Annotated in this window: 13 protein-coding genes and 2 tRNA genes; 9 read left to right on the forward strand and 6 right to left on the reverse strand. The window is 63.8% G+C overall.

Annotated features, from left to right (window positions below; genetic code table 11):
• The first annotated feature begins 28 nt into the window (after positions 1-28).
• Entirely contained in the window at positions 29-1,411 is a 1,383-nt protein-coding gene (locus ACTEK7_RS01130; protein ID WP_225147184.1) for an NfeD family protein, read from the forward strand.
• Positions 1,408-2,169: a slipin family protein gene (locus ACTEK7_RS01135; protein ID WP_225147183.1), complete on the forward strand. Its 762-nt coding sequence runs from the start codon at positions 1,408-1,410 to the stop codon at positions 2,167-2,169. The genes ACTEK7_RS01130 and ACTEK7_RS01135 overlap by 4 nt, the downstream gene beginning before the upstream one ends.
• A 156-nt stretch (positions 2,170-2,325) precedes the next feature.
• Here the strand turns inward: ACTEK7_RS01135 and glnA are convergent, their stop codons facing one another.
• On the reverse strand, positions 2,326-3,735 hold the full coding sequence (gene glnA, locus ACTEK7_RS01140) for a type I glutamate--ammonia ligase (protein WP_036010292.1): 1,410 nt from the start codon (positions 3,733-3,735) through the stop codon (positions 2,326-2,328).
• Positions 3,736-3,888: 153 nt separating this feature from the next.
• Entirely contained in the window at positions 3,889-4,227 is a 339-nt protein-coding gene (locus tag ACTEK7_RS01145) for a P-II family nitrogen regulator (protein WP_007603495.1), read from the reverse strand.
• Between the two features lie 381 nt (positions 4,228-4,608).
• Here ACTEK7_RS01145 and ACTEK7_RS01150 point away from each other — a divergent pair, with 381 nt between their 5' ends.
• Positions 4,609-6,108 carry an NAD(P)H-hydrate dehydratase gene (locus tag ACTEK7_RS01150; protein WP_225147182.1) on the forward strand — a complete coding sequence of 500 codons (1,500 nt, stop codon included), beginning with the start codon at positions 4,609-4,611 and terminating at the stop codon, positions 6,106-6,108.
• Positions 6,109-6,112: 4 nt separating this feature from the next.
• Here ACTEK7_RS01150 and ACTEK7_RS01155 read toward each other — a convergent pair whose 3' ends face one another.
• Positions 6,113-7,414, reverse strand: coding sequence for a multicopper oxidase family protein (locus ACTEK7_RS01155; protein ID WP_225147181.1), 1,302 nt, complete (start codon positions 7,412-7,414; stop codon positions 6,113-6,115).
• 153 nt (positions 7,415-7,567) lie between these two features.
• On the opposite strand from ACTEK7_RS01155, the gene ACTEK7_RS01160 reads away from it, so the two are divergent.
• From ACTEK7_RS01160 to ACTEK7_RS01170, 3 genes are all read left to right on the forward strand, one after another.
• Positions 7,568-7,652: transfer RNA gene (locus tag ACTEK7_RS01160), tRNA-Leu, on the forward strand.
• Positions 7,653-7,826: 174 nt separating this feature from the next.
• Positions 7,827-9,188: a trigger factor gene (gene tig, locus ACTEK7_RS01165; RefSeq protein WP_225147180.1), complete on the forward strand. Its 1,362-nt coding sequence runs from the start codon at positions 7,827-7,829 to the stop codon at positions 9,186-9,188.
• Between the two features lie 281 nt (positions 9,189-9,469).
• Positions 9,470-10,105 (forward strand): ATP-dependent Clp protease proteolytic subunit, encoded by a 636-nt coding sequence (locus ACTEK7_RS01170; protein WP_025036638.1) that lies wholly within the window; start codon positions 9,470-9,472, stop codon positions 10,103-10,105.
• A 62-nt stretch (positions 10,106-10,167) separates the two neighbouring features.
• Here the strand turns inward: ACTEK7_RS01170 and ACTEK7_RS01175 are convergent, their stop codons facing one another.
• Positions 10,168-10,374, reverse strand: coding sequence for a hypothetical protein (locus tag ACTEK7_RS01175; protein ID WP_225147179.1), 207 nt, complete (start codon positions 10,372-10,374; stop codon positions 10,168-10,170).
• Positions 10,375-10,556: 182 nt separating this feature from the next.
• On the opposite strand from ACTEK7_RS01175, the gene clpX reads away from it, so the two are divergent.
• The 3 genes from clpX to ACTEK7_RS01190 all read left to right on the forward strand — a co-directional run bounded on the left by clpX (position 10,557) and on the right by ACTEK7_RS01190 (position 15,049).
• A complete protein-coding gene (gene clpX / locus ACTEK7_RS01180; protein WP_008547851.1) occupies positions 10,557-11,828 on the forward strand; it encodes an ATP-dependent Clp protease ATP-binding subunit ClpX in 1,272 nt (423 codons plus the stop codon).
• A 320-nt stretch (positions 11,829-12,148) separates the two neighbouring features.
• Positions 12,149-14,572: an endopeptidase La gene (gene lon / locus ACTEK7_RS01185; protein ID WP_036010279.1), complete on the forward strand. Its 2,424-nt coding sequence runs from the start codon at positions 12,149-12,151 to the stop codon at positions 14,570-14,572.
• A gap of 72 nt (positions 14,573-14,644) precedes the next feature.
• Entirely contained in the window at positions 14,645-15,049 is a 405-nt protein-coding gene (locus ACTEK7_RS01190; protein WP_225147178.1) for a GFA family protein, read from the forward strand.
• Positions 15,050-15,169: 120 nt separating this feature from the next.
• On the opposite strand, the gene ACTEK7_RS01195 is transcribed toward ACTEK7_RS01190, so the two are convergent.
• Positions 15,170-15,246 (reverse strand) — tRNA-Val (locus ACTEK7_RS01195).
• A 193-nt stretch (positions 15,247-15,439) separates the two neighbouring features.
• Positions 15,440-15,802: a hypothetical protein gene (locus ACTEK7_RS01200; RefSeq protein ID WP_051057016.1), complete on the reverse strand. Its 363-nt coding sequence runs from the start codon at positions 15,800-15,802 to the stop codon at positions 15,440-15,442.
• Positions 15,803-15,861: the final 59 nt, after the last annotated feature.

Below are 15,861 nucleotides of genomic sequence, written 5' to 3' on the forward strand. Positions count from 1 at the left end.
CCATATGCTCTGCAAGGGAGCCCGTGCCGTGCAGACCATGAAGGCGGCCCTCGTTGCGGCGATCACCGTCGTGGCTTTGATCTGCTGCCTCCTTCCCAGCTCAGCGGAGGAGAGCAAGCGCGTAGCCCTTGTTGTTTCGATCGACGGGGCGATTGGCCCGGCGTCAGCCAGCTACGTCCGGGAGGCTTTGGCCACGGCGAGCGAACGGCGCGCCGAGGTCGTGCTTCTGAGGATGAACACGCCCGGCGGGCTCAATTCCAGCATGCGCGAGATCATCGCGGATGTGCTCGCCTCGCACGTCCCGGTCATTGGCTACGTCGCTCCCTCCGGGGCCCACGCGGCGAGTGCGGGGACCTATATCCTTTACGCGACCCACATCGCGGCGATGGCACCAGGTACCAACATCGGTGCGGCGACGCCGGTCCAGATTGGCGGACCGCTGCCGGGCCTGCCGAGCGGCACACCCGACAAGGATGGCAAAGACAAGAAGGATGAGCCGAAGGACGCGATGACGGCGAAGGCCACGAACGATGCCGTCGCCTTCATCCGAAGCCTCGCCGAGCTGCGCAACCGCAATGCGGAGTGGGCGGAGAGGGCGGTCCGCGAGGCCGCAACACTCTCCGCCAACGGCGCGCTGGAGGCACATGCCATCGATCTCGTCGCGCGCGATCAGGCTGAATTGCTGCGGCAGGTTGATGGCCGTGTGGTGGAGCTCGCAGGCGGCAAGACGCAACGCCTCGCAACAAAGGATGCTGTCGTCGAAGCCATCGAGCCCGGACAGATATCCCGGTTCCTGGCGGTCATCACCAACCCGAACGTGGCGTTCATTCTCCTGATGGTCGGCATCTACGGCCTGATCTTCGAGTTCATGTCTCCCGGAGCCGTCGCCCCCGGAGTTATCGGCGCGATCTGCCTGCTGATCGGCCTCTACGCGCTCAATTTGCTGCCGATCAACTATGCCGGCCTCGCCCTGATGCTGGTGGGACTCGTGCTTCTCACCGTCGAAGCCTTCAACCCGACCGTGGTGGTCGGCTTCGGCGGGATCATCGCTTTCGTGCTGGGAGCAATGATGCTCTTCAGGAGCGAGGCGCCTGGATACCAACTGTCCTGGTGGGTGATCGGCACCACTGCGGTCGTGTTCAGCGGCTTTGCTCTGATCGTGCTCGGCTCGCTTCGGCGCGTCCGCAAAGCTCCTGCGCTGGTCGGCGCACAGGCCATGCGCGGTTTGCCCGCCGAGGTTCTCGACTGGAACGGGAACGAAGGTCATGTCTTCGCCCATGGTGAGCGCTGGCAGGCGCGCGGCGCCGAAACCTTCAAGCCCGGAGAGACGGTGGAGGTCGCCAATGTCGTCGACCTGACGCTGCTGATACGCCGCACACCCGCCCGGACAGGCGAGGGAGGTACATCATGACGCTGGAATATCTGACGTATGCGGCGCTTGCGCTGCTTGTCATCGTGTTTCTATCCCAGGCTATTCGGATCCTGCGCGAATACGAGCGCGGCGTCGTCTTCACGCTCGGCCGCTTTACCGGTGTGAAGGGCCCGGGCCTGATACTCCTCATCCCGATCGTGCAGCAACTCGTCAAGGTCGATTTGCGGGTGATGGTGCAGGTGGTGCCGCCGCAGGACGTGATTTCGCGGGACAACGTCTCCGTCAAGGTCAACGCCGTCCTGTACTTCCGCATCGTCGACCCCGAGCGCGCCATCATCAAGGTCGGCGACTTCATGGCGGCGACCAGCGAGCTCGCCCAGACCACGTTGCGTTCGGTGCTCGGCAAGCATGAGCTCGACGAGATGCTTGCCGAGCGCGACAGGTTGAACGCCGATATCCAGGAGATTCTCGACAAGCAGACTGACGTCTGGGGCATCAAGGTCACCGGCATAGAGATCAAGGACGTCGATATCAACGAAACCATGGTTCGCGCGATCGCCAAACAGGCTGAGGCGGAGCGCTTGCGGCGAGCCAAGGTGATCAATGCGATGGGCGAGCAGCAGGCCGCCGAAAAGCTCGTCGAAGCCGGCCGGATCCTGGCGCAGGAGCCCCAGGCAATGCAGCTACGTTACTTCGCAGCTCTGCACGACATCGCCGGTGAACGCTCGTCGACCGTGGTGTTTCCGCTCCCCACCGGCCTGCTCGACCATTTGATGCCGCGACCTGACAACCCGTAACAGAAAGCGGCGAGGTGCTGATCGCGAGCGGGCGCCACGGCTCCGGCCGAGCTGCAGCGGGCGTTCACGGCGACGTGGTAGCGGTCGAGACCCCTCAAACGAAAAGGCGCCTCCTTCCGGAAGCGCCTTTTGCTTGTCGCGGATAGTTCGGACCGCTTAGCCCGAATAGTACATGTCGAACTCGACCGGGTGCGGGGTCATCTCGAAGCGCTCGACCTCGGTCATCTTCAGCTCGATATAGGCGTCGATGAAGTCGTCGTCGAACACGCCGCCGGCCTTGAGGAAGGCGCGGTCCTTGTCGAGGTTTTCGAGCGCCTCGCGAAGCGAGCCGCACACGGTCGGGATCTGCTTCAGCTCTTCCTTCGGCAAATCGTAGAGGTCCTTGTCCATCGCCGGACCCGGATCCATCTTGTTCTTGATGCCGTCGAGGCCGGCCATCAGCATCGCGGCGAAGCCGAGATAGGGATTGGCGAGCGGATCGGGGAAGCGCACCTCGACGCGCTTGGCCTTCGGCGAGGCGGTGTAGGGGATGCGGCACGACGCCGAGCGGTTGCGCGCGGAATAGGCGAGCAGCACGGGGGCCTCATAGCCCGGGACCAGACGCTTGTAGGAGTTGGTCGACGGGTTGGTGAAGGCGTTGATCGCCTTGGCGTGCTTGATGATGCCGCCGATATAGTGGAGGCAGGTCTCCGACAGGTCGGCGTATTTGTTGCCGGCAAACACCGGCTTGCCGTCCTTCCAGATCGACTGGTGCACGTGCATGCCCGAGCCGTTGTCGCCGTAGACCGGCTTCGGCATGAAGGTGGCGGTCTTGCCGTAGATGTGCGCGACCTGGTGGATGCAGTATTTGTAGATCTGGATGTGGTCGGCCATCAGCGTCAGCGTGTCGAACTTCATGCCGAGCTCGTGCTGGGCGGAAGCGACCTCGTGGTGATGCTTCTCGACCTTGACGCCCATCTTGGCCATGGCGCCCAGCATCTCCGAGCGCATGTCCTGCACCGAGTCCTGCGGCGGCACCGGGAAATAGCCGCCCTTGGTGCGGACGCGGTGGCCGAGATTGCCGCCTTCATATTCGGTGTCGGAGTTGGTCGGCAGCTCCGAGGAGTCGAGGCGGAAACCGGTGTTGTAGGGGGTGGAGGAGAAGCGCACGTCGTCGAACACGAAGAACTCGGCTTCGGGGCCGACGAACACGGCGTCGCCCACGCCCATCGACTTCACCATCGCCTCGGCCTTCTTGGCGATGCCGCGGGGGTCGCGGTTATAGGGCTCGCCGGTGGTCGGCTCGAGCACGTCGCAGGTGATGACCATGGTGGTCTCGGCGAAGAACGGGTCGATCGTCGCGGTCACCGGATCGGGCATCAGGCACATGTCGGACTCGTTGATCGCCTTCCAGCCGGCAATCGAGGAGCCGTCGAACATCGTCCCTTCGGCGAAGATGTCTTCATCGATCATGCTGACGTCGAACGTGACGTGCTGCCACTTGCCGCGCGGATCGGTGAAGCGCAGGTCGACGTACTTCACGTCGTTGTCCTTGATCGATTTCAGGACGTCTTTGGCGGTCTTCATGCATACCCCTTATGGCTCTGCGGGTCGGTTTCCAGGTGAGCAAGATTGTTCTCGCTTTTGGCGAGTTCGCGCGCGACCGCACAAACGAAATCAGGCCGCCGAAGCAGCCTTATTTCTTGTCAGAGTGTCGCAAAATGCGGGATAGCACCCGGTTCAGATAGCGTCCAGCCCGGATTCGCCGGTTCGGATGCGGATCGCCTCTTCGATGTTGGAGACGAAAATCTTGCCGTCGCCGATGCGGCCGGTCTGCGCGGCGCGGCGGATCGCGTCGATGGCGCGCTCGACCAGATCGTCGCCGATCACGATCTCGATTTTGACCTTCGGCAGGAAGTCGACGATGTATTCTGCGCCGCGGTAAAGTTCGGCGTGACCCTTCTGCCGGCCAAAGCCCTTGGCCTCGGTGACGGTGATGCCCTGCAGACCGACTTCTTGAAGCGCTTCCTTCACCTCGTCGAGCTTGAATGGCTTGATGATGGCTTCGATTTTCTTCACTGCGCGACTCCCGGCCTTTCGATCCAATAGCAACGTCTTCGTCAGGACGCGCATTTCTCAACGCACGATCTTGTCTTCTCTGTGCCGGGATCCCTGACCCGTCCGGCAACAACGGCCGGCCACGCCCTTCAAGATGTCAGTGAGCACGACGAACCGAAGCGGCTTCCTCGAAAGCAGGGTCTATGCCAAGTTGCAAATGCCCTGATTATCGGAGCGTTATCAGCCTTTTAACGAGCATCTCTGAGTGATGGTGCCGACCTGCACAAAATACCGAAGACCGCAAAATAGGCAAACGGTTCAATATATGTGCATTTCGACGTTCCCACCGCCGGATCGGCGCAAAAGATGCCTGTTCAAGAGGCGTTTGTACTAGGAAGTGGCATGGAAGTTCTGACCAACGCCGAAATGCAGCGCGCCGACCAGCTTGCAATCGCGGCCGGCACGCCCGGTTTCAAGCTGATGCTCAGCGCCGGCCAGGCGGTCGCCGAGGCCGCCCATGCGCTGGTGGAGGAGGGGCCGATCCTGATCGTCGCCGGCCCCGGCAACAATGGCGGGGACGGTTTCGTGGCCGCGGCCGAGCTCGCCGCGCAGGGGCGCGAGGTTTCGGTGATCCTGATGTGCGAGCGGGACCAGCTCCAGGGCGATGCCGCCTCGGCCGCGCGCGGCTGGAAGCACCCGGTGCTGCCGTTCAACCCGCAGGCGATCGGCAGGCCTGCGCTGATCATCGATGCGCTGTTCGGCGCCGGCCTCAGCCGCACCGTGGATGGCGAAGCGCGCGCCATGATCGAGGCGATCAACGCCAACGGTGCCCCGGTGCTGGCGGTCGACCTGCCGAGCGGCATCAACGGCACCAGCGCGGCCGTGATGGGCGTGGCGGTGAACGCCACCGAGACCGTCACCTTCTTCCGAAAGAAGCCGGCGCATCTGCTGTTGCCCGGGCGCATGCATTGCGGCCGCGTGCGCGTTGCCGACATCGGCATCGATGCGCAGGTGCTGGAGGAGATCGCGCCGCAGACCTTCGAGAACGATCCGGATCTCTGGGGCGCGGCCTTTCCGGTGCCGCGCATCGATGGCCACAAATATGCGCGCGGTCACGTGCTCGCGGTCTCGGGCGACGCAGCCGCGACCGGCGCGGCACGGCTCGCCGCGCGCGGCGCGCTGCGCGCCGGCGCGGGCCTCGTGACGCTGGCGAGCCCGCGCGATGCGCTCGCAATCAATGCTGCCGCGCTCACCGCGGTGATGGTTCGCCCCGTCGACAGCGCGATCGAGTTCGGCGAGCTGCTCGGCGACAAACGCTACAACACCTGTATCATCGGCCCCGGTGCGGGCATCGGTGAGCGCACCTGCGATCTCGTCCACACCGCGCTTACCGCGCAGCGGCATCTGGTGCTCGATGCGGATGCGCTGACCAGCTTTGCCGCAACCCCCGAGCGCCTGTTCGAATCGATCAAGTCCTCGCAGGACAATGCGGTGGTGCTGACCCCGCACGAAGGCGAGTTTCCGCGCCTGTTCTCCGACCTCAGCAACAAGCATCCCGGCCGCTCCAAGCTCGAGCGCGTCCGCGCCGCCGCCGAGCGCTGCGGCGCCGTCGTGCTGCTGAAGGGCCCGGACACCACAATCGCCGCCCCCGACGGCCGCGCCACCATCGCCGCCAATGCGCCGCCCTGGCTCGCCACGGCCGGCGCCGGCGACGTGCTGTCCGGGATCATCGCCGGGCTCCTGGCGCAAGGCGTGCCGGCGTTCGAGGCCGCCAGCATCGGCGTCTGGATGCATGGCGAGGCGGGAAGCGAAGCTGGGCCGGGCCTGATCGCGGAGGATCTGACCGAGACGCTGCCGGCCGTGCACCGGCGGATCTATAACGCGCTGGGCATCGAATACTGAACGTTCACTCCACCCCGTACCAGCGCACCAGCCGCGGCGCGGTCCAGTCGGTCACGACGGATTCGATCAGCCAGCGTCCGGGCGAGGTCGCGGCGAACGCGATGCGCTGGGTCTGGCCAGGCTCGATCGCGAGCGTGTCGAGCCAATAGGGCTTCCAGCCGTCATCGAGCTTGTCGAGCAGCCGGAAATGGTGGCCGTGCAGGTGAAACACGGTGGTGACCGGGGCGGGGTTCTGCAGCGCCAGGACCACGGTGCGGCCGGTCTTGGCGCGGAAGGCAGGGGCGGAGGCGGTGGAGAAGGTCGCGGGCCGTGCCCAGCCGGCATCGGCCGTACCGAGCGCGACATCGAACCGCAGGGCGGCTCGTAGATCGAGCTTCTCGGGCAGATCATTCGGCGGGAGCGGCTGCGGCGGCGGCAGCGGGGCGCGCTCCAGCTTCCCGGAGACAGTCAGGTGTCCGACCTGGCGCACCGCCTTGCCGTCATGCAGCATAAACGGGGCCGAGGTGGCCGCATCCACGAAGGCGTCGGCCCGCGCACCCGGGGCCAGCACCAACGCGCCGTTGCGCGCGGGGAACGGCTCGGCCGGCTGGCCGTCGAGGGCCATCACGCGGACTTCGTGGTTTTCCAATTTGATTGCGAGAACAGAGCGTTGCGAGCCGTTGATGAAGCGTAGCCGCAGCCGCTCGCCCGCCGAAGCTGAGAGTTCGAATGAAGTCTTGCCGTTGATTGTGTAAAGCGGCGTCGTGTCCTTCGGGTCCTGGCCCGGCGGGACCGCGGTGCCATCCGGCCGCAGGCGCCATTCCTGGATCAGCAGGAGCTCATCACGATCGACGGCGACCGGGCCGGTTTCGGCCACGATGATCGGAAGCGCGCGTGCGGGCTGCTGCAGGCGGTGCTCGAAGAGGCGGAAGTCGGCCAGCAGGGTGCCTGCATTAGGCACTGAAATGATTGATGTTTCTGTCACATCCGGCGCTGCCGGGGCGCGGCCGCGAAGCGGGTCGGCGGCCATCGGCGCGTGGAGGCTGTACCAGACTGGCGCAATCGGCACAGGGAGGTTGTTGCTGAAGACCACCTGGCAGCGGTCGAAACGCTTGAGACGTACGTCTCTGGGGTGGCTTACGGCGGCCAGCTCCCAGATTGGTGTAGCCGGCTGACCCGGTCTCAAAGCCAGCGTTGCCGGTCTCGCCTGCAGCGCGAGCTGGGCCGTGACGGAGGGGCCTGCACCGCCCACGATCAGCCCGGCTGCCGAGGCCCCTAAGCCGGCCAAAACCTCGCGCCGATGGGGAGCATGGATCCGCGTTGTCATGGCACGATCCGGACCACGCCGTGCTGGATAAGTCCAGCCGCAGTGCCTACTTGAAGCTTGCCTCATCAGGCCATTTTTTTGCTGCGAACAGTCAGGCACATGCTATAAGCCCGGCCGCCCGCGGCATCGCGGCCGGTCTTGATGCGAATTCACGCGGGCGTGGCGGAACTGGTAGACGCGCTGGATTTAGGTTCCAGTGACGAAAGTTGTGGGGGTTCGAGTCCCTCCGCCCGCACCAAGCGCTTATCGCGTTTGCACGGATTACGAGGCCTGCTTTCGCGCGGATGATCATCCGCCTGGAGCGGGTCCGATGAACCACCGGCGTGAAGGCGTTTGCCTCGCGCCGGATCGATTAACGACAGCGTCCCGGCGCGCGACGTGCCGGGGCCGAACGAAAAGAAGATTGGACGCCATGCAGGTCACAGAAACCCTCTCGGAAGGTTTGAAGCACGAGTTCAAGATCAGCGTTCCCGCGTCTGATCTCGACGCCAAGGCCGGCGCCAAGCTCGTCGACCTCAAGGACAAGGTCCGTATCAACGGCTTCCGTCCGGGCAAGGTGCCGGTCGCGCATCTGAAGAAGGTCTATGGCCGCTCGGTGATGGCCGAGACCATCGACCAGACCATCCGCGACACCAACACGCAGCTGTTCTCCGAGCGCGGCTTCCGTCTCGCGACCGAGCCGAAAATCACCATGCCGACGGAGCAGAAGGACGTCGAGGAGCTGCTCAGCGGCAAGACGGATCTGACCTACACGGTCGCCATCGAGGTGGTGCCGGCGATCGCGCTCGCCGACTTCAAGAGCTTCCAGGTCGAGAAGCCAGTTGCTGATGTCACCGACGCCGATGTCGACGAGGCGATCAAGCGCATCGCCGATTCCAACCGCACCTATGCCGCCAAGGGCGAGGGCACCAAGGCTGAGTCGGGCGACCGCGTTACCATCAACTTCACGGGCCGCATCAACGGCGAAATCTTCGAAGGCGGCACCGGCGAGGGCATCCAGGTCCTGATCGGCTCCAACACCTTCATTCCGGGCTTCGAGGAGCAGCTCATCGGCATCGGCGCAGGCGAGACGCGCACGCTGAAGGTGTCGTTCCCGAAGAACTACATGAACGACAAGCTCGCCGGCCAGCCGGCGGAGTTCGAGACCACCGCGACGCTGATCGAGGCGCCGCAGGACCTTGCGATCGACGACGAGTTCGCCAAGTCGCTCGGCCTGGAATCGCTGGACAAGCTCAAAGAGGCCGCGCGCGAGCGCCTCGTTGCCGAGTTCGCCACCGCCACGCGCCAGCGCGTCAAGCGCGCGCTGCTCGACCGCCTCGACGAGGTGCATCGCTTCGAGGCGCCGCCCTCGCTGGTGGACGAGGAGTTTAATCTGATGTGGAACTCGGTCAAGGCCGAGATGGACTCCGCCGGCAAGACCTTTGCCGACGAGGACACCACCGAGGACAAGGCGAAGGAGGAGTACCGCAAGATCGCCGATCGCCGCGTGCGGCTCGGCCTCGTGCTCTCCGAGATCGGCGAGAAGAACAAGATCACGGTGACCGACGACGAGGTCGGCCGCGCCGTGATCGAGCGCGCTCGCTCGATGCCCGGCCGCGAAAAGGAGGTCTGGGACTTCTACCGCAACAACGCCCAGGCGTTGGCCCAGCTTCGTGCGCCGATCTACGAGGACAAGGTGGTCGACTTCATCCTCGAGCTCGCCAACGTGACCGAGAAGAAGGTTTCGCGCGAGGACCTCTACAAGGACGACGACGCGGAAAAGACCGCGGCCTGAAGGGTTTGAGATAGCCCGCTATTAAGGATGATGAGCGAAGAGGCCCAGCTAGCCAGGTGGCCGGCTGGGCCTCTTTATGCGAATCAGCTTCAACTGCCCCACGGATTAAGCCTTAATGCGCTGCGCACTTGTCAGAAGCGAAATGGGCTATATCTGTCGCTACGCCTTTCTACTTCTTACCCAAGTTCCTGCATCACAGGACGTCCATTCGCCTTCCGGCAAATCCAGCCAAGCTGGCAAGCCAGCCCGGCGATGTCCGTCTCCGAAACCCTAGGTGACTCATGCGCGATCCGGTTGAAACCTACATGAACCTCGTGCCCATGGTGGTCGAGCAGACCAACCGTGGCGAGCGCGCCTACGACATTTTCTCGCGCCTCTTGAAGGAGCGCATCATCTTCGTGACCGGCCCGGTCGAGGACGGCATGTCGACGCTGATCGTCGCGCAGCTCTTGTTCCTCGAGGCGGAAAATCCGAAGAAGGAAATCTCGATGTACATCAACTCGCCGGGCGGCGTGGTGACGTCGGGCCTTGCGATCTACGACACCATGCAGTTCATCCGCCCGCCGGTCTCGACCCTGTGCACCGGTCAGGCGGCTTCGATGGGTTCGCTGCTGCTTTGCGCCGGCGAGAAGGACATGCGCTTCTCGCTGCCGAACGCGCGCATCATGGTGCACCAGCCCTCCGGCGGCTTCCAGGGCCAGGCAACCGACATCATGCTGCACGCCCAGGAGATCCTGAACCTGAAGAAGCGGCTCAACGAGATCTACGTCAAGCACACCGGCCAGACCTACAAATCGATCGAGGACGCGTTGGAACGCGACAAGTTCCTCACTGCGAACGACGCCAAGGAGTTCGGCCTGGTCGACAAGGTGATCGACAAGCGCGCCGAGGAGCCGGCGCCGGCGAAGGCCCCGTAGCACTACTGAGGCGTCACGACGAGCCCTCGGTTTGACGTGGACCCGTCAGGGCGGCGTTCACGTTAGGTGCGCGTGCGCACGGCGCAAAACGCGGTTTTGCGCCCTGCGACAAGCAGAAAGTTCCGCTTTCGTGCTTGTTTTTCGTGGCAATCCAGCAACGCCGGGGTGTTTTCGATCACTTCGCCCGTGCCAAGACCGGAAATCACGGTATTGTCACGGGTAGCCGGCGACCCCTGATTAGCGAATTCTTGATAGTCGGGTGACAGCATGGTTGGCTACGATTGATCGGCTATGATCGCGGGAGAATCGAGCCACCGTGATTCGCACGGAATGTAGTAAAGCGTAGGGTCTTTTTTGGTACGGAATTTGCTCTACTTAAGCTTCATGCCGACCATCGTGTCGGAATGGAGCGATCGAGCGGAACGGGATCGAACCGCGGACGGAGACATGAATGAGTAAGGTCGGCACGAGCGACTCCAAGAACACGCTATATTGCTCGTTCTGCGGCAAGAGCCAGCACGAAGTCCGCAAACTGATCGCGGGTCCCACGGTCTTCATCTGCGACGAGTGCGTCGAGCTCTGCATGGACATCATCCGCGAGGAGAACAAATCCTCGCTGGTCAAGTCGCGCGACGGTATTCCGACGCCGAAGGAAATCTGCAAGGTGCTGGACGATTACGTCATCGGCCAGAGCCATGCGAAGAAGGTCCTGTCGGTCGCGGTGCACAACCACTACAAGCGCCTCAACCATCAGACCAAGCACAACGACGTCGAGCTCGCGAAGTCGAACATCCTGCTGATCGGTCCGACCGGCTCGGGCAAGACGCTGCTCGCGCAGACGCTCGCCCGCATCCTGGACGTGCCGTTCACGATGGCCGATGCGACGACGCTGACCGAAGCCGGCTATGTCGGCGAGGACGTCGAGAACATCATCCTGAAGCTGCTCCAGGCCGCCGACTACAACGTCGAGCGCGCCCAGCGCGGCATCGTCTACATCGACGAAATCGACAAGATCAGCCGCAAGTCCGACAACCCCTCGATCACGCGCGACGTGTCGGGTGAGGGCGTGCAGCAGGCGCTGCTCAAGATCATGGAAGGCACGGTGGCTTCGGTCCCGCCGCAGGGCGGCCGCAAGCATCCGCAGCAGGAGTTCCTGCAGGTGGATACCACCAACATCCTGTTCATCTGCGGCGGCGCCTTTGCCGGCCTCGAGAAGATCATCTCGGCGCGCGGTCGGTCGACCTCGATCGGCTTCGGCGCCCAGGTGCTCGCGCCGGAGGATCGCCGGACCGGCGAGATCTTCCGTCACGTCGAGCCTGAGGACCTCCTGAAGTACGGCCTCATCCCCGAGTTCGTCGGTCGTCTGCCGGTCGTGGCGACGCTCGAGGATCTCGACGAGACCTCGCTGAAGAAGATCCTGACGGAGCCGAAGAACGCGCTGGTGAAACAGTACCAGCGGCTGTTCGAGATGGAGAACATCGAGCTGACCTTCGCCGACGAGGCGCTTGGCGCGGTCGCCCGCAAGGCGATCGAGCGCAAGACCGGCGCGCGAGGCCTGCGTTCGATCCTCGAGGCGATCCTGCTCGAGACCATGTTCGACCTGCCGGGCCTGGAAGGTGTGGAAGAAGTCGTGATTTCCCGCGAAGTCGTGGAAGGCACGGCGCGTCCGCTCTACATCTATGCCGATCGGTCCGATCGTGCCGTCGAGAACGCCAGCGCCTGATCTGACGGCGCTGGAAAGCTCCAATCGTCTCCTCGAGTTGGCTGCGGAGCCGTGGTTCCGCAGCCGGTGTTGCGTCGCTTGCCGCGTTGCGTAAGCGCCTGATGGCGCGCGTTTTTCAATGACTTGACACCCCCCGGGTCGATAGCCACCTAATGTCGGCGGCGAGCGAAAATTCTCTTCAAGATTCGCCTCAGTTCCGTTCCGGCGAGCCGGTCCAACTTGTAGAGGACCGACCGGTTCTGCGGATCACCTCGGCACCTTGTGGCGGTTGCGCATGATCGCGGGCTGCGTGCAAGGGGGCAAAGCAAAAGGAAAAGGCCATGACCAATCCAAAACCCCGGCCAACAATCGTTCATGGCGAAGCACACGCCTATCCCGTGCTGCCGCTGCGCGACATCGTCGTCTTCCCGCACATGATCGTTCCGCTCTTCGTCGGTCGCGAGAAGTCGATCCGCGCACTCGAAGAGGTGATGAAGAACGACGCGCTGATCATGCTCGCGACGCAGAAGAACGCGTCCGACGATGATCCGGCGCCCGATGCGATTTACGAGACCGGTACGCTTGCCAGCGTGCTGCAGCTCCTGAAGCTTCCCGATGGCACCGTGAAGGTGCTGGTCGAAGGGCTCGAGCGTGCGCGCGTGGCGAAGTACACCGACCGCGCCGACTATTATGAGGCGACCGCCGTCGCGCTTGCGGACACCGACGCGAAATCGGTCGAGGCGGAAGCGTTGGCGCGCTCGGTCGTGTCCGACTTCGAGAGCTATGTGAAGCTCAACAAGAAGATCTCGGCCGAGGTCGTCGGCGTCGTGCAGGCGATCACCGATTTCGCCAAGCTCGCCGATACGGTCGCCTCGCATCTCGCGGTCAAGATCGCAGATCGCCAGGGCATACTGGAGACGCTGTCGGTCACCACGCGCCTGGAGAAGGTGCTGGGTCTGATGGAGAGCGAGATCTCGGTGCTGCAGGTCGAAAAGCGCATCCGGTCCCGCGTCAAGCGCCAGATGGAGAAGACCCAGCGCGAGTACTATCTCAACGAGCAGATGAAGGCGATCCAGAAGGAACTCGGCGACGACGACGGTCGCGACGAGCTCGCCGATCTCGAAGAGAAGATCTCGAAGACCAAGCTCTCCAAGGAAGCGCGCGAGAAGGCGCAGCATGAATTGAAGAAGCTGCGCCAGATGTCGCCGATGTCCGCGGAAGCGACCGTCGTGCGCAACTATCTGGATTGGCTGCTGTCGATCCCGTGGAACAAGAAGTCCAAGGTGAAGAAGGACCTGGAGCAGGCGCAAGCCATCCTGGACTCCGATCACTATGGGCTGGAGAAGGTCAAGGAGCGTATCGTCGAGTACCTCGCGGTGCAGTCGCGCGCCAACAAGCTGACGGGGCCGATCCTGTGCCTGGTCGGGCCTCCCGGCGTCGGCAAGACCTCGCTCGGCAAGTCGATCGCGAAGGCGACGGGGCGCGAGTTCGTGCGCGTCTCGCTCGGCGGCGTGCGCGACGAGGCCGAGATCCGCGGTCACCGCCGCACCTATATCGGCTCGATGCCCGGCAAGATCATCCAGTCGATGCGCAAGGCGAAGTCGTCCAATCCGCTGTTCCTCTTGGACGAGATCGACAAGATGGGCGCCGATTTCCGCGGCGATCCGTCCTCGGCGCTGCTCGAGGTACTCGACCCCGAGCAGAACGGGACCTTCAACGACCACTATCTCGAGGTCGACTACGATCTGTCCAACGTGATGTTCATCACCACCGCGAATACGCTCAATATTCCGGGGCCCCTGATGGACCGCATGGAGATCATCCGGATCGCGGGCTACACCGAGAACGAGAAGGTCGAGATCTCGCGCAAGCACCTGATCCCGAACGCGGTGTCCAAGCATGGCCTCGACTCCAAGGAGTTCTCGATCGACGACGAGGCGCTGCTGCTTCTGATCCGCCGCTACACCCGCGAAGCGGGCGTGCGTAACCTGGAGCGTGAGCTCTCTACACTGGCCCGCAAGGCGGTGAAGGAGCTGATGATCTCCAAGAAGAAGTCGGTCAAGGTCACCGAGAAGACTCTGGAAGAGTTGCTCGGCGTGCCGAAGTACCGCTTCGGCGAGATCGAGAGCGAGCCGCAGGTCGGTATCGTCACCGGGCTTGCCTGGACCGATGTCGGCGGCGAGCTGCTGACGATCGAAGGCGTCATGATGCCCGGCAAGGGCAAGATGACGGTCACGGGCAATCTGCGCGACGTCATGAAGGAGTCGATCTCCGCGGCGGCGTCCTACGTCCGCTCGCGCGCGATCAACTACGGCGTCGAGCCGCCGCTGTTCGACAAGCGCGACATCCACGTGCACGTGCCGGAAGGGGCGACGCCGAAGGATGGCCCGTCCGCGGGCGTTGCGATGGCCACCGCGATCATCTCGGTCATGACCGGCATCCCGGTCCGCCATGATGTCGCGATGACCGGCGAGATCACGCTGCGCGGCCGCGTGCTGCCGATCGGCGGCCTCAAGGAGAAGCTGCTGGCTGCGGCCCGCGGCGGCATCAAGACGGTGCTGATCCCCGAGGACAACGCCAAGGATCTCACGGAGATTTCCGATGCGATCAAGGGCGGCATGGAGATCATCCCGGTCTCGCGCCTCGATGACGTCGTCGCCAAGGCGCTGGTGAAGAAGCCTACGCCGATCGTCTGGGAAGAGGACACCAAGGTGACGGTGAAGCCGGACGGCGATGAAGCCGCCGGCGGCCTGACCGCTCACTGAGATCGCAGCTCGAAAATGATGATAAAACGGCGCCTTCGGGCGCCGTTTTTGTTTGGGGAAGGGGAGGAGGCAATGCACGTCGATGGGCAATGCCATTGCGGGAAGGTCGCGTTCGAGGCCGAGGTCGATCCGGAGGCAGTCTCGGTCTGTCACTGCACCGATTGCCAGACGCTGACCGGCTCGCCGTTCCGCGTGACGGCCATCTGCACCAAGGCCGATGTCCGCCTGACCCGTGGCTCGACCAAAATCTACGGCAAGCGCGGCGACAACGGCCGGATGCGCTTTCAGCATTTCTGTGCCGATTGCGGTTCCCCGCTGTTCACCAGCGGCGAGGGCGACCAGGCCGACGATTGGGGCATCCGTTGGGGCTCGATCCGCCAGCGGGATGCGCTGCGGCCGGTGAGGCAGATCTGGTGCCAATCGGCAGCGGTGTGGATCGACGCCGTGCCGCTGCTGCCCGGGCGGCCAAGGGATTGAAGTTGGCTGGCCGAGCCCGCCTTCGCCGTTGGGCTTCGGCGCGGCAACCTTCGATCGCTTCTCGCTTACGACCTTGCTGTGCTGGCTTGCCGAGCCGTAGCTCGCGAAGCGAGCGAAGGCTGGTGGGCGGTCACGGATTCGAACCGCGGACCCTCTCGGTGTAAACGAGATGCTCTAACCAGCTGAGCTAACCGCCCAATGGCGCCTCTTTAGCGCCCCGGCGGGGGCCGAAGCAAGGGCCGAGCGCGCCCGACCCGGCTGCAATTGCCGGCCCGGTGAGAGCTTTCATGCCGGACACGGCCAACCCTGCAGCAGGTCCGCTGCAGGGCAATCTTTCTCGCAGCGCGATCTCGACGTAAGGCCGAGGAGCCAGCGATCATGCTGCGGGTGTCAGGCTGTCTTGGTGAACATCGTCAGGACACCGTCGACGATGTTGATCGCGACGACTTGTGCCGAGCTCAAGCCCTTGGCCTTGAGCACGGAGGCGGCCTGCGGTGTGGCGTCGATGGACTGCCGAAGCGACTGGATGTCCGTCTCGCTCGTATGCGCCACGAGTTCATCGACCTTCGCGCGCACGGCCGGCTGCAGTTCCTTGACGTCCACAACCTGTATGCTCCGGATCACAGTGCTGGATTGCGTGGACGATTGCTCCGTGTCGGATTGCGACGATGCGCCCTGTGCCTGCACCAGGGCAGGTGTTCCCAGCGAGAGAGCTGCAACGAGGACGGATGCCGTGAAGCTGCGCATGGTCATGCCTTTTCCAGTTTGAGGAAGCGCGAACCTAGCGCGGAAATCTGGTTGGCATCTGATTC

Source organism: Bradyrhizobium sp. JHI2711 (assembly GCF_056156565.1).